11 protein-coding genes are annotated in these 13,758 nt (G+C 62.3%); 4 read left to right on the forward strand and 7 right to left on the reverse strand.

What is annotated here, in order from left to right; genetic code table 11:
• Positions 1 to 64: 64 nt before the first annotated feature.
• Positions 65 to 769: a methyl-accepting chemotaxis protein gene (locus CYD26_RS25795; RefSeq protein ID WP_371917186.1), complete on the forward strand. Its 705-nt coding sequence runs from the start codon at positions 65 to 67 to the stop codon at positions 767 to 769.
• A 27-nt stretch (positions 770 to 796) separates the two neighbouring features.
• On the opposite strand, the gene CYD26_RS04320 is transcribed toward CYD26_RS25795, so the two are convergent.
• Complete coding sequence (locus tag CYD26_RS04320; protein ID WP_102051871.1) at positions 797 to 1,573, reverse strand: TatD family hydrolase; 777 nt, start codon at positions 1,571 to 1,573, stop codon at positions 797 to 799.
• Between the two features lie 2 nt (positions 1,574 to 1,575).
• Positions 1,576 to 2,571, reverse strand: a complete 996-nt coding sequence (gene cra, locus CYD26_RS04325; RefSeq protein WP_102051872.1) for a catabolite repressor/activator — start codon at positions 2,569 to 2,571, stop codon at positions 1,576 to 1,578.
• Between the two features lie 286 nt (positions 2,572 to 2,857).
• On the opposite strand from cra, the gene ptsP reads away from it, so the two are divergent.
• From ptsP to CYD26_RS04340, 3 genes are read left to right on the forward strand one after another with little or no spacing between them, the layout of a single operon-like run.
• Positions 2,858 to 5,719 carry a phosphoenolpyruvate--protein phosphotransferase gene (gene ptsP, locus CYD26_RS04330; RefSeq protein ID WP_065761152.1) on the forward strand — a complete coding sequence of 954 codons (2,862 nt, stop codon included), beginning with the start codon at positions 2,858 to 2,860 and terminating at the stop codon, positions 5,717 to 5,719.
• On the forward strand, positions 5,719 to 6,669 hold the full coding sequence (gene pfkB, locus CYD26_RS04335) for a 1-phosphofructokinase (RefSeq protein ID WP_065761153.1): 951 nt from the start codon (positions 5,719 to 5,721) through the stop codon (positions 6,667 to 6,669). Before ptsP ends, pfkB begins: the two co-directional genes overlap by 1 nt.
• Positions 6,670 to 6,671: 2 nt before the next feature.
• A complete protein-coding gene (locus CYD26_RS04340) occupies positions 6,672 to 8,405 on the forward strand; it encodes a PTS fructose-like transporter subunit IIB (RefSeq protein WP_065761154.1) in 1,734 nt (577 codons plus the stop codon).
• Positions 8,406 to 8,411: 6 nt separating this feature from the next.
• On the opposite strand, the gene CYD26_RS04345 is transcribed toward CYD26_RS04340, so the two are convergent.
• The 5 genes from CYD26_RS04345 to CYD26_RS04365 form a co-directional block, all read right to left on the reverse strand.
• Positions 8,412 to 9,608, reverse strand: a complete 1,197-nt coding sequence (locus CYD26_RS04345; protein WP_100250154.1) for an aminotransferase class V-fold PLP-dependent enzyme — start codon at positions 9,606 to 9,608, stop codon at positions 8,412 to 8,414.
• Between the two features lie 16 nt (positions 9,609 to 9,624).
• Positions 9,625 to 9,858, reverse strand: coding sequence for a DUF3820 family protein (locus CYD26_RS04350; protein ID WP_083199871.1), 234 nt, complete (start codon positions 9,856 to 9,858; stop codon positions 9,625 to 9,627).
• Positions 9,859 to 9,972: 114 nt separating this feature from the next.
• The gene (locus CYD26_RS04355; protein ID WP_065761157.1) at positions 9,973 to 11,466 is read right to left on the reverse strand and encodes a diguanylate cyclase; all 1,494 of its coding nucleotides are present in this window, start codon (positions 11,464 to 11,466) and stop codon (positions 9,973 to 9,975) included.
• A 305-nt stretch (positions 11,467 to 11,771) separates the two neighbouring features.
• Entirely contained in the window at positions 11,772 to 13,061 is a 1,290-nt protein-coding gene (locus tag CYD26_RS04360) for an OprD family porin (protein ID WP_371917183.1), read from the reverse strand.
• A 257-nt stretch (positions 13,062 to 13,318) separates the two neighbouring features.
• Positions 13,319 to 13,543 carry a hypothetical protein gene (locus CYD26_RS04365; protein ID WP_065758897.1) on the reverse strand — a complete coding sequence of 75 codons (225 nt, stop codon included), beginning with the start codon at positions 13,541 to 13,543 and terminating at the stop codon, positions 13,319 to 13,321.
• Between the last annotated feature and the right edge of the window lie 215 nt (positions 13,544 to 13,758).

Consider the following 13,758-nt stretch of genomic DNA (forward strand, 5'->3'; position numbering starts at 1 on the left):
CAGCAACCAGGCGGTCAGCGGTCAGCGGGGGCAGATCGAACAGGTGGCCACGGCGATGAACCAGATGTCGGCGACGGCCCAGGAGGTCGCACGCAGCACGGCGGCGGCGGTCAACAGCGCCCATGGGGTCAATCGGGACACCGTCAGTGGGCGCAGCCTGGTGGCGTTGCAGCAAGGCAGCATTGCCCGCCTGGCCAGTGAGATTGATCAATCGGTACAGGTGATCAACCAGTTGGCCAGTGACAGCCAGGCCATCAGCCGGGTGCTGGAGGTGATCAAGAGCATTGCCGAACAGACCAACCTGCTGGCGTTGAACGCCGCTATCGAAGCGGCCCGCGCCGGCGAGCAAGGCCGTGGCTTCGCCGTGGTGGCCGATGAGGTGCGCACACTGGCCAAGCGCACTCAGCAATCGACCGAAGAAATCGAGCAGATGATTTCACGCTTGCAGGGTGGTGTGGGCGCTGCGGTCAAGGCGATGGACAGCAGCCATCAGATGGCATCGGGGACGGTGGGCCAGTCCGAGCAGGTGCAGCAGGCGTTGGAGAACATTCTGGGTGCCGTCGGTACGATCGTCGACCAGAACCAGCAGATTGCTGCTGCGGTAGAGCAGCAGACCGCGGTAGCCCATGACATCGACCAGAACATCGTGCAGATCAACCGCGCCGCCGAACATGCCAGTGACGGCGCGCACCAGACCGAAGATGCCAGCCGGCAACTGTCTACCCAGGTGCTGGAGCTCAAGCGTTTGATCGGGGCGTTTCGGGTCTAGGATCAGGCCCGTTCGCTGTACGAGGGGTTACCAGCCAAACAGCTCACAGGCCGTGCGGCTGCTGGCTTCGGCCAACTGCTCGGGCGCAATGCCCATCAACTCGGCCAGCGCGCTGGCAATCTGTGGCAGGTGTTCCGGGCTGTTGCGCAGCCCGGCAAACATCACCGGTGCCATGTCCGGGGCGTCGGTTTCCAGTACCACGCTGTCCAGTGGCAAACGCGCAATGGTTTTGCGCAGGCGCAGTGCCTGTGGCCAAGTGGCCGCGCCACCCAGGCCGAGTTTGAAGCCCAGCTTGGTGTACTCCCTGGCCTCTTCGTAACTGCCGGCAAACGCGTGAATTATTCCACCGCGTGCCAGCTTGTAGCGCTTGAGGGTTGCAATGACCTGAGCGTGGCTGCGCCGAACATGCAGCAGTGCTGGCAGGTTGAAGTCAGCTGCCAGCTGTAACTGACCTTCAAACAGGGCATTTTGCCGATCCCGGTCGAGGGTTTCCAGGTAGTAGTCCAGGCCAAACTCACCCACTGCACACAGCTGGCGCGCGCCGTGCAGGCGGTTCAGCCAGTCTTTCAGTGCCAGCAGATCCTCTGCGCGATGCTCATCCAGGTACACCGGATGCAGGCCAAACGCGGCATACAACTGTGCGTCGCTTTGCACCAGCTCCCAGATCCGCTGCCAGTTGTCCCGATACACCCCCAGCACCACCATGCGTTCGACACCCTGGGCGCGGGCATTGGCCAGCAATGCTGTACGGTCAGCATCGAAGTCCGGAAAGTCCAGGTGCGTGTGGGTGTCGATCAGGCGCATGGTCAGGCCGCAAAGATTCGCTGTTTGAAGGTCCGGCCAATGGCATGGACACCCGGCGTGTAATCGTTTTTCTCAACCGCCGCCAAAGCCAGTTTCAGCGCCGTTTCGGCGATCAGCCCGTGTTGCTGGGCCATGGCGTTGACTGGCAGTGGCAGGAAGTCCAGCAACTGGGTGTCACCAAAGGTGCCCAGATGCACAGCACGGGAGTCGGCTGGACGGCTTTGCAGTACGTCGAATACACCCTGCAGCAGCACGTAGGAGGTGGTCACCAGCGCGTCGGGCAGGCGGCCCAGATCGGCCAGCAGTTCGCCCATCAGGCGACGACCGCAGTCACGGCTGAAGGCCTCGCCCTGATAGTGGCTGATGCTGCCGGTAAAGCCTTCCAGCGCCTGATCGAAGCCACGGGTACGGGCCTGGCTGACGCTCAGTTCGGCACGCGCACCAATCAGGGCGATGTGCTTGGGCGCCGATTCCAGCAGGCTGCGGGTCAACTGCAGGCTGGCGTTCTGGTCATCACTGACCACCGAGCAGAAATGCGCGGCGTCCAGCGTACGGTCGATGGCAATGATCGGCAGGCCTTTAGCCTGCAACTGCCGATAGCTGTCGTCGTCTTCTGGCAGGCAGGTGGCGACAAACAAGGCGTCACAACGGCGGGCGCGGAACAGCTGCTGCAACTGCCGCTCGCTGTCGGGATTGTCGTCGCTGCTGGCGATCAGCAACTGATAGCCCTGGGCGCGGGCGCCTTGCTCCAGCCGTTTGGCGATGCACGCGTAGGAGGGGTTTTCCAGATCAGGCAGGATGAACCCCAGGGTGCGCGTGTGTCGGCTGCGCAGGCCTGCGGCCTGTGGGTTGGGCGTGAAGCCATGTGCATCGACCACTGCACGCACCCGCTCTACAGTACTGTTACTGATGCGTTGCTGTTCGGCCTTGCCATTGATGACATAGCTGGCGGTGGTCACAGACACACCGGCCAGGCGAGCGATATCGCTGAGTTTCACCGAATTATCCTTGTTATTACCAGGTCTTGGCTGCGAAGCCTGACTGGGTAGTTTCGCCGATCTAATCGCAGTAGCGCAGACGACTATTGTCGCAGTTGCCCGACAAGATGGGGCTTCATAGATCGCAGATTATCGAGTAACGTGATCGTCATTATAGATTAAACGTTTCAGCTGGCGCTTTTTCTGCCCTGCTAGCCACCGGCGCCAAGGCCAGACCTCTGAGGACTGTGCTGAAATATCCACAACAATACCTCGGCGCCCACCTGGCGCTGCAAAGGAGAGGGTCATGCTCGAGCTCACCGTAGAGCAGATATCCATGGGCCAGACGGCTGTGGATAAACCGGCCGCACTGCAACTGTTGGCGGACCTGCTGGTCGCTGACGGGTTGGTCGCCGAAGGTTACCTGGCCGGGTTGCAGGCCCGCGAGACACAAGGCTCGACCTTTCTTGGCCAAGGCATCGCCATTCCCCACGGCACTCCACAGACCCGCGACCTGGTGCATACCACCGGCGTGCGGCTGTTGCAGTTTCCCGAAGGCGTGGACTGGGGCGACGGTCAGAAGGTTTACCTGGCCATTGGCATCGCCGCCAAATCCGATGAGCACCTGCGGCTGCTGCAACTGCTGACCCGGGCCTTGGGTGAAACCGACCTGGGTGAGGCGCTGCGCCGTGCTTCCTCTGCCGAGGCACTGTTGAAATTGCTGCAGGGCGCACCGCAAGCGTTGGCGCTGGATGCTCAACTGATCGGCCTTGGCGTGCCGTCGGAAGATTTCGAGGAACTGGTCTGGCGCGGCGCACGCCTGCTGCGGCGTGCCGAATGCGTGGGGAACGGCTTTGCGGCGGTGCTCCAGCAAGTCGAAGCCTTGCCGCTGGGCGATGGGCTTTGGTGGTTGCACAGCGAGCAGACGGTGCGGCAACCGGGCCTGGCGTTCGTGACCCCGGCACAACCGCTGCGTTACCTGGGCCAGCCCTTGAACGGGCTGTTCTGCCTGGCCAGCCTGGGCGAAGCCCATCAGGCGCTGCTCGAACGTTTATGCACACTGCTGATCGAAGGCCGTGGCCAGGAGCTGTTCCGCGCCACCAGCAGCCGCACGGTATTGGAAGTATTGGGTGGCGAAGTGCCGGTCGACTGGCCCTGCGCACGCATTACCCTGGCCAATGCCCATGGCTTGCATGCGCGCCCGGCCAAGATCCTTGCGCAGTTGGCCAAGGCCTTTGAGGGCGAAATTCGCCTGCGCTTGCCGGAAACCGGTCAGGCTGCCGTCTCCGTGAAGAGCTTGAGCAAGCTGCTCAGCCTGGGCGCTCACCGTGGGCAGGTGCTGGAATTCATCGCCGAGCCAAGCATTGCGGCTGACGCGTTGCCGGCCTTGCTGGCGGCAGTGGAAGAGGGGCTGGGCGAGGAGATCGAGCCGTTGCCGACTCTTGCGTCCGAGCCTGTGGTTGCCGAGGTGATACAACCGTTGGTTCAGGCCCCGGTGGCAGGTGCGTTGATTCAAGGGGTGGCGGCCGCCCCTGGAATCGCCAGCGGCCCGGCGCATGTCCAGGTGTTGCGCGAATTCGACTATCCGCTGCGCGGTGAATCACCTGCTGTGGAGCGCGAGCGATTGCAGCAGGCGCTCGCGGCCGTACGTGACGATATCGACGGGGTGATCAAGCGCAGCCAGGCCAAGGCGATCCGTGAAATCTTCATCACCCACCTGGAAATGCTCGACGATCCCGAACTGGGCGATGAGGTTGAACAGCGTCTGCGCCAGGGTGAAAGCGCCGAAGCCGCGTGGATGGCGGTAATCGATGGCGCAGCCCGACAGCAGGAAGCCCTGCACGATGCCCTGCTCGCTGAACGTGCCGCCGACCTGCGCGACGTCGGTCGCCGGGTGCTGGCGCAGTTGTGTGGCGAGGCCGATGTCGCCTTGCCGGACGCGCCTTATGTGCTGGTCATGGAAGAGGTTGGGCCTTCCGATGTCGCCCGGCTTGACCCGGCCCGTGTTGCCGGCATTCTTACCGCCCGCGGGGGCGCTACCGCGCACAGCGCCATTGTTGCCCGTGCGCTTGGCATTCCTGCGGTGGTGGGGGCGGGGGCGTCAGTGTTGTTGATTGCCCAAGGCACGCCGCTGCTGCTCGACGGCCAGCGCGGACGTTTGCATGTGGCGCCCGAGCCTGCGCTGTTGCAGCGCTCACTGGCCGAGCGTGACCGTCGTGAACAGCGTTTGCAGGCCGCCCGTGCGCGTCGTCTGGAACCGGCGCATACCCTGGATGGGCACGCGATCGAAGTCTTTGCCAACATCGGTGAAAGCGCGGGTATCGCGGCGGTGGTCGACCATGGAGCCGAAGGTATCGGCTTGCTGCGCACTGAGCTGATTTTCATGGCCCACCAGAGCGCTCCCGATGAAGCGACTCAGGAGGCGGAGTACCGCAAGGTGCTCGATGGTCTCGACGGGCGGCCACTGGTGGTGCGAACCCTTGATGTCGGGGGGGACAAACCGTTGCCCTACTGGCCGATCGAGCAGGAAGAAAACCCGTTCCTCGGTGTACGCGGTATTCGCCTGACACTACAGCGGCCACAGATCATGGAGAGCCAGTTGCGGGCCCTGTTGCGCGCTGCCGACAACCGCCCGCTGCGGATCATGTTTCCGATGGTCGGGCAGTTGGAGGAGTGGCGCGAAGCGCGGGCGATGGTCGAGCGCCTGCGTCAGGAAATCGAGGTCAGCGACCTGCAGGTCGGGATCATGATCGAAGTGCCTTCGGCGGCCATACTGGCGCCGGTGCTGGCCCGCGAAGTGGACTTCTTCAGCGTCGGCACCAATGACCTGACCCAGTACACCCTGGCCATTGACCGTGGTCACCCGACGCTTTCCGCCCAGGCCGATGGCCTGCACCCTGCGGTACTGCACTTGATCGACACGACGGTGCGTGCGGCCCATGCCCACGGCAAGTGGGTCGGGGTATGCGGCGAACTGGCGGCCGACCCACAGGCGGTGCCAATCCTGCTGGGCCTTGGGGTGGATGAACTGAGCGTGGCGGCGCGCAGCATCGCCGAGGTCAAGGCTCAGGTACGTGAACTGAATTATGAACACACCCGGCAGTTGGCGCGTGACGCGTTGGCTCAGGGTAGCGCCGCCGATGTGCGGGCGCTGGTGGAGATACTCTGATGGCCAAGATCCTGACGCTGACCCTCAACCCGGCACTGGACCTCACCGTTACGCTGGAGCACTTGCAGCCGGGCACCGTCAACCGCAGCAAAGGCCTGCAGGCTCATGCCGCTGGCAAAGGGCTCAACGTGGCTCAGGTGCTGGCCGACCTGGGGCACCAGATGACAGTAAGCGGTTTTCTGGGGGCGGATAACCTTCAACCGTTTGAGGCGCTGATGGCACAGCGTGGCTTTGTTGACGACTTCATTCGTGTTCCGGGGCAGACCCGTAGCAATATCAAGCTGGTCGAAGGCACAGGGCGGGTGACGGACATCAATGGCCCGGGGCCGGAGGTCAACGAATCGGCCTTTGCGGCACTGTTGGAGCGTCTTGAGCACATTGCACCGGGCCATGACGCCGTGGTCGTGGCCGGTAGCCTGCCGCCTGGCGTCACCGTGCAGTGGTTTGCACAACTGCTTGCCCGCCTCAAGGCCTTGGGGCTGAAGGTGGCGCTGGACACCAGTGGCGAGGCCTTGCGGGCCGGCCTTGCCAGCATGCCGTGGTTGGTCAAGCCCAACACCGACGAACTGGCTGAAGTGCTGGAAACGCCGCTGCACAGTTTTACCGAGCAGCACGCCGCAGCGCGCCGTTTGCTGGACCTGGGCATTGAGGAAGTGGTGGTTTCTCAAGGGGCCGAGGGCGTTACCTGGTTCAACGCCGAGGCCACCTTGCACGCCTCGCCGCCCCGCGTGAAGGTCGCCAGTACCGTGGGTGCCGGTGATTCGCTGTTGGCGGGCATGGTCCACGGGCTGCTGACTGGCGACGACGCCAAGACCACCTTGCGGCGGGCAACCGCCATTGCGGCCATGGCCGTGAGCCAGATCGGCTTTGGCATTACCGACCCACAGTACCTCGTGCAGTTGCAGCGTGAGATCCGAATCCACACCCCGGCAGCAGAACAAGAGGGTTGAACATGAAACTGGCGATTGTCACGGCTTGTCCCAACGCCATGGTCTCCAGCGTGCTGAGTGCACGCTTGCTGGAGGCTGCGGCCCGCCGCCAGGGCTATGGCACCAGCGTCGAAGTTCACGACCCGGCACACCCTGAGCGGCAACTTCAGGCGGCGGATATCGATGCGGCTGACTGGGTTCTGGTGGTCAGCAGCGGCCCGCTGGACCTGCAACGGTTTGCCGGCAAGCGGCTGTTTCGCAGCACCCCATCGCAGGCGCTGCAGGATGTTGATCATTTCTTGCGCGAGGCGGCCCAGAAGGCCGAGGTTTATCAGCCGGTGATCGAGGCTGCGGCGCCTGTCGTACAGGGCAAACGCATTGTCGCCATCACCGCCTGCCCGACCGGAGTGGCTCACACCTTTATGGCCGCCGAGGCGTTACAGCAGGCCGCGCAGCAACTGGGTTACCAGCTTGAAGTGGAAACCCAGGGTTCAGTCGGCGCCCGCACACCGCTCAGCGCCCAGGCGATTGCTGATGCGGATGTGGTGTTGCTGGCTGCCGATATCGAAGTGGCCACCGAGCGTTTTGCCGGCAAGCGGATCTACCGCTGCGGCACCGGCATTGCCCTGAAACAGGCGCGCGCTACCCTGGATAAAGCGTTGGCCGAAGGCAAGCAGGAGTCGGCGTCGGCTGCCGGGCAGGCTGCACCGGCCAAGGGTGAGAAGACCGGTGTCTACAAGCACCTGCTGACCGGTGTTTCGTTCATGTTGCCGATGGTGGTGGCAGGTGGTTTGCTGATCGCCCTGTCCTTTGTTTTCGGTATCGAGGCGTTCAAACAGCCAGGCACGTTACCGGCGGCGCTGATGCAGATCGGTGGTGAGGCGGCCTTCAAACTCATGGTGCCGTTGCTGGCCGGCTACATCGCCTACTCGATTGCCGACCGCCCGGGCCTTGCGCCAGGCATGATTGGCGGCCTGCTGGCCAGCACCTTGGGGGCCGGGTTCATTGGCGGTATCGTCGCCGGTTTTCTCGCCGGGTACAGCGCCAAGGCCATCAACCGCTGGGCGCGACTGCCCAGCAGCCTGGAAGCGCTCAAGCCGATCCTGATCATTCCGTTGCTGGCCAGCCTGTTCACGGGCCTGGTGATGATCTATGTGGTCGGCCAGCCGGTGGCGCAGATGCTCGCGGGGCTGACCCATTTCCTCGACAGCATGGGCACTACCAATGCCATTCTCCTCGGCATCCTGCTGGGCGGGATGATGTGCGTTGACCTTGGTGGGCCGATCAACAAGGCCGCGTATGCGTTTTCCGTGGGGCTGTTGGCCTCGCAGAGTTATGCACCGATGGCTGCGACGATGGCGGCGGGTATGGTGCCGCCGATCGGGCTGGGTATTGCCAGTTTTATCGCACGGCGCAAATTTGCCCAGAGTGAGCGAGAGGCCGGCAAGGCCGCCTTGGTGCTGGGGCTGTGCTTCATTTCCGAAGGCGCAATTCCGTTTGCGGCCAAAGACCCGCTGCGGGTGATTCCCGCCAGCATTGCCGGCGGGGCGTTGACCGGTGCCTTGTCGATGTACTTCGGTTGCAAGCTGATGGCACCCCATGGCGGGCTGTTCGTGCTGTTGATCCCGAACGCCATCAACCACGCGCTGCTCTACCTGTTGGCGATTCTCGCCGGTAGCCTGTTGACCGCTGTGTTGTACGCGCTGCTCAAGCGCAGCGACGTTGCCGAGTTGGCGGTCGAGCCGGTCAAGGCCTGAGGGGGCTCAGGCCAGTTCGTGCAGGGCACGGACCAGCGCCTGGATATCGTCCGGTGTTGTCGTGAAGCCGGGCGTCACCCGAATGCACGGTCCGCAGGCTGAGCCATCGCGGGCCACGGTGAACAGGTTGTGCTCGTCCAGCAGGCGCCGAACCATGGCCGGCTGGTCAGGCTGGCGGGTAAAGCGCAATGAGGTGATACCGCAGTACAGGCGCGGATCGTCCGGGGTCAGTACTTCGATGCCGGGCAATGCGCGCACCTGCTCAACCCAAAGGTCACGCAGGTAACTCAGGCGTGCCCCTTTTACGGCGGCGCCACCCATGGCCCGGTGCTCTTCGAATACAGTCGGCAAGGTCATCCAGGCGGGAATGTTCGGCGTGCCGTATGGCGCCCGCGAGCGGATGTCATCGCGTTGGTAACTCGCCTCGCTCATGTCGGGGGCGATGGCCTGCAGGCGTTCTTCGGCGATGTACAACACCCCCAGGCTCAGCGGCGCGCCGATCCACTTCTGCAGGTTGAAGGCGGCGAAGTCGATGCCTAACTGATCCAGTCTGAAGTCCACCAACCCCAGGGCATGGGCACCGTCGAGCATGACCTCGACACCGTGTGCTCGGGCACAGGCGGCAATGGCCTGCACCGGCATCACCAACCCGGTGCGGTGGGTCACGTAAGTCAGAGCCATCAGCTTGAGTCGAGGGTAGCGCTCGAACGCCTGGCGGTAACTGTCGAGCAGGTTGTCAAAGGTGGCTGGATGCGGATGGCGCAGCTCGATCACTTCCACACCACGGTGGTGCGCCAGCCAGCGCATGGCGCGCTGCACGCTGTCGTATTCCAGGTCGCTGATCAGTACCTGATCGCCTGGGCGCAGGCCGTTGTAGTTGCGGATCAGCGACAGCATTGATGCCGATGCGCTTTGCGTCAGGGCCACCGTGTGTGCTGGAACCTGCAACAGTTCAGCCAGGGCAGCGTGGATCTGCAGGGTGCCGACCTGATCGAACTGCTGACGCACCGGCAGTGAATTGCCTCGGTTGATCGCCATGATATGCGCTTGGTAGCGCTCGGCGACCGTGCGAGTCATGCGACCGAAGTAGCCGTACTCAAGGTTGATCGGCCCAGGCTCGATGTCGTAGCGCGAGGCAACGTTTTGCCAGTAGCCCTCGTCGCGGGCCAGAAGGGAGGGCTCAGACAGGGGCAGGTGCTTCATGCGTAGGCTCGCTGTGTCAGGGGCGGGGGCGTGGGTGTTTTTTACGCAGGGGAACGAGCAAGTCCGACAGGCCGTTGTGGTCGACTTCATGCATCAGTGCCAACAGGCTGCCCAACTCGCCCTTGGGAAAGCCTTCTCGGGCGAACCAGTTCAGGTACTGGCCAGGCAGGTCGGCGATCAAGCGGCCTTTGTACTTGCCGAAAGGCATTTCGCGGGTGACCAGCAGTTCAAGGGCTTCGGGGTTCATGATGCGGCAACAACCTGTGACGTCGAGGGCACGACGATACAGGCATTCGACCGGTGAGCCAAAGGACAGATCCCGTCGAAAAACAGCATACAGATTTGCCCCCGGCCGGCGCTGAGGCTAGACGACCTGATTGCGGCCGTTGTGCTTGGCTTGGTATAGCGCCTCATCGGCAGCCCTCAACAGCGCGTCGAGGCTGTGCTGCGGGCAGTCTGGCGCGTGGGTGGCAACGCCGATACTGACGGTTACCGGCTGCACATCGTTGGCGTACGGTGGTTGCATTTCGATCTGGCGGCGCAGGTTCTCGGCCAGTTGATGGGCGCCCTGCCTATCGGTTTCCGGCAGGATGATCAGAAACTCTTCGCCGCCGTAACGGGCGGCAAGGTCTGCTGGCCGACGGATGCAGCGCTGGATGGTCGCGGCCACTCTGCGCAGTGCCTGATCGCCGCCCTGATGGCCGTGCCGCTCGTTGAAGGCCTTGAAGCGATCCACGTCCACCATCAGTACCGACAAGGGGCGGGCGTTGCGCTTGGCCCTGGCCCATTCCTGGCGCAGCACCTGGTCCAGGCGCCGCCGATTCGGCAGGTTGGTCAGGCTGTCGGTGGCGGCGAGGGTGGCCAGGCCTTGCTCGGCATCCTGGCGGCGGCGCAGCTCGCGACCCAGCAACAGCGTGAGCCAGAGAATGCCGAGGCACAGCACGCCTGTTGCGGCACCCACCACCAGTGCGGTTCGCAGCCACGATGCGAATACTTCTTCAGTGGGCAGGGCCACAACCACCATCAATGGCAGGTCGGTGACGCGGGAAAAGGTGAACAGACGTTCTTTGCCATCCAGTGACGAGGCTGCGCTAAAGCTGCCTTTGCCTTCTTGCATGGCGCGCTGGAAGTTCGGCTCCTGGCTGAAGTCCTTGCCCACCAACTGGCGGTTGTCCACCGCCGAGTGCCGGGCAAGCAGTACGCCGTTGGTATTGATCAGGTTGATGCTGCCTTCCTGGCCGATGTCCAGGCGCTGGAACAGCTCGTCGAAGTACGACAGGCGCAATGCACCGGCAGCGACGCCAGCAAATCCGCCATGAATGTCCGAGATCCTGCGGCTAAAGCCAATGCACCAGTCCAGGTCGCCAAGCCGCGCTTTGAACGGTTGGCTGATCAGCAGGCCCAGGCCAGGGTTTGCCCGGTGATCCTGGAATACCTTGCTGTCGGCAAAATTGGCGCTGCGTGGTGTCGTACTGGAGGAATCGGCGACCACATCGCCATTACTGTCGAGCCAAAGGATGTCGCCGCGCAATGGCACACTGAAGGCCTGGTTGAACAGCACCTGGTGGCGCAGTTCAGGCGGAATCGTCAACAGCTCCGGGCGCTGTGCCGCCCAGATCAGGCCTCGCAAGGACAGGTTGTAGAGTTCCACGTTGCGCACAATGTCGGTGTCGATCAACTGCACGATGTTGCGTGCCGAGCGAACGGCGGCCTGCTCGACGTTGGTACGTTCGCGCATCAACAGGAACGTGACGATAGCAACGATTGCCAGAACCGTCAGGCAACTGCCCAGGTTAAGAACCAGTTCCGGATGGCTTCGGTACAGGGCAGAGCGTTGAGGCCGGGTGCGCGAAGTCATGGTTGCCAGTGTTTGACCATAGGTCATGAGCAAGAGGGAGTGCACGGAGGGTGCGCGGCGGCGTATTTTAGGGGTGTGTGTATTGTCGGACAAGATCTAAGGTTATGCATGTCGCTACCTTGTCAGGTTCAACAGATGAACGGCGGGTGTCTTTTGGTGCGGAGATCTCTGCAGGTGCAGGTTGTGCCTGCGATACGGGCGCTGTGTACGTGCTGGCGCCCGAACGCTCCCATCGCAGGCAAGCCTGCTCCAACAAGGCTCTTGCAGCCCCGAAGGCATGACTGGCTCGCCTGCGATGCCGCAGGTTAGAAAATGTTCAGCGGATACTCGACGATCACACGGTATTCATCGACGTTGTTATCCACCTGCGAATAGCCCTGGCTACCCCGGTGGGCGGCCCAGCGCAGCAGGACGGAAAGGTCCTTGAGGTTGCCTTCCTGGAACACGTACTGCAGGTCGATGTCGCGTTCCCAGTGCTGCGCGTTCTTGCCATCGGGGTTGTACCAGGTTTCGCCGTAGCCTGCGCTGTTCGGGTCGACTTTGGTCAGGTCCAACTCACCGTGTGAGTAGGACACCACCGACGTCAGGCCGGGTACGTCAAGGCCCGCGAAGTCATACGCGTACTTGAGCTTCCAGGAGCGCTCGTTGGGGCCGTTGAAGTCCGAGTAGATCTGCGAGTTGTCCAGGTAGATGCTGTCGCCCTGGGTGATGTAGTCGAACGGGGTGTTGCCGTTGACGCGCTGATACACCGCGGTGATCGCATGAAAACCGATACCGACGGTGAAGTGCAGGCTGTAAGTGTTGTTGTCGATGTTGCCCAGCAGCGCATCGCCCGTGTCCTGGGTGTGATAGAAATGCACGCCCGGGTTGAGGCTGACCAGATCGTTCACCTGATAGGTGTAGTCGAGGTCGGCGTAATACTGGTTCCAGATGTCCTTGAGTTCCGCGGCATACAGGCTGGCGGTGAGGTTCGGAATCGAACTCCAGGCTACCCCGGCCCAGTTCAGGTGGCGGCTTTCGCGGTCGTCTGGCAGTTCGCCATAAGAGGTGCCGATGCGGCTGTGCCCGCTTTGGTTGTAGAGCTTGGTGAAGCTAGCCTGGCCGGCGTCGAACATCAGGCCGTCGAGGCTGTTGTTGGTCAGGCTGACCCCGCGAAAGGTCTGCGGCAACATGCGGCTTTCGCCCCCGGCGATCACCGGATTGTTCAGGAACAGGTCGCCGGCCTTGAGCTCGGTGTCGAAGGCCTTGAGCTTGAGCGCCGCCCCTGCGGTCGAGAAGGAATCCGGAGCCTTGCCGTACTCGTAACCTTCTTTGCTGGTACTGCTGACCGGCAGGATGCTGGAGTTGCCGGTACCGCCACCGCCATCGAGTTTCAGGCCGAGCATGGCATGCGCATCAAGGCCGAAGCCGAGTGGGCCTTGCGTGTAGCCCGACTCAAACTTGCCAATGAAGCCCTGGCCCCACTCCTTGTTATCGCGCTGGCCTTGCGAGAGCTGGTTGCGATTCATGTAGTAGTTACGGCTAAGCAATTTGAGGCTGGAGCCTTCGATGAAACCTTCAGCGGGTTCGTCGTCTGCTTGGGCTGTGAAAGGCATCGTTGCAGTCAGTGCAACGAATAGCGGTGTGAATCGTAAAGCAATGCTCACCGTGGTTAACTCCTTGGGTGAAGGTGTGGCTGTTTTTTATTGTGCGAAACAACGATCGTCAGGGGGTAAGGACGATCAAACTCAGGCACTTTTTACCGCGCCAAAAAAAGCCGCTGATCAGCAGCGGCTTTAGACGAAAACCGCACCGGTGAATGCATCACCGGTGCGGTTTTCGGGGGGAGAGCAAAGGGGGCGCTGGGCGCCTGTCAGCTGTCGCTACGGTCACTCGCCGAAACCTTGGACGCTGTGTTTTTCTGGGTTTCCAAGCGGTCTTTACCCTGTTCTGCAATCGCGTGGCGAGCGTTGTCGAGTGCGGCGGCGCGGGCGGCATTCTGAGCCACGAACGCTTGCGACTCTTCGGCCATTACGACCGGCGACAACAACAAAGAAGACAGAACAAAAACGCTGGCAATACCCATACTGTTGGACATTTCGACAAACCTTCTTGCAGAGCAAGTGCTAGTTAGGTGTACATAAATTAGTCGGAAATGTTCGAATGAAACAGAGAGTATTCGGATAAGAACTGTTGCATTTTCGGTAAAAATGGCGAAGACGCGTGTCTGTCCTGGGCGATGTGACTGATCAGTCTGTGAGCATCTTTCGGCTGACAACGCGAGTATGGCCATTTGCCAATATCCTGCTCCAA

It is taken from the genome of Pseudomonas sp. FFUP_PS_473, from assembly GCF_002858665.1.
GTDB lineage: Bacteria > Pseudomonadota > Gammaproteobacteria > Pseudomonadales > Pseudomonadaceae > Aquipseudomonas > Aquipseudomonas defluvii.

Coding starts and splice junctions, on each gene's coding strand:
- CYD26_RS04355 (WP_065761157.1), bottom strand. CDS start 11,466: ATGACTTCGCGCACCCGGCCTCAACGCTCTGCCCTGTACCGAAGCCAT.
- CYD26_RS04320 (WP_102051871.1), bottom strand. CDS start 1,573: ATGCGCCTGATCGACACCCACACGCACCTGGACTTTCCGGACTTCGAT.
- ptsP (WP_065761152.1), top strand. CDS start 2,858: ATGCTCGAGCTCACCGTAGAGCAGATATCCATGGGCCAGACGGCTGTG.
- CYD26_RS04360 (WP_371917183.1), bottom strand. CDS start 13,061: ATGCCTTTCACAGCCCAAGCAGACGACGAACCCGCTGAAGGTTTCATC.
- CYD26_RS25795 (WP_371917186.1), top strand. CDS start 65: ATGTCGGCGACGGCCCAGGAGGTCGCACGCAGCACGGCGGCGGCGGTC.
- CYD26_RS04340 (WP_065761154.1), top strand. CDS start 6,672: ATGAAACTGGCGATTGTCACGGCTTGTCCCAACGCCATGGTCTCCAGC.
- CYD26_RS04345 (WP_100250154.1), bottom strand. CDS start 9,608: ATGAAGCACCTGCCCCTGTCTGAGCCCTCCCTTCTGGCCCGCGACGAG.
- CYD26_RS04365 (WP_065758897.1), bottom strand. CDS start 13,543: ATGTCCAACAGTATGGGTATTGCCAGCGTTTTTGTTCTGTCTTCTTTG.
- pfkB (WP_065761153.1), top strand. CDS start 5,719: ATGGCCAAGATCCTGACGCTGACCCTCAACCCGGCACTGGACCTCACC.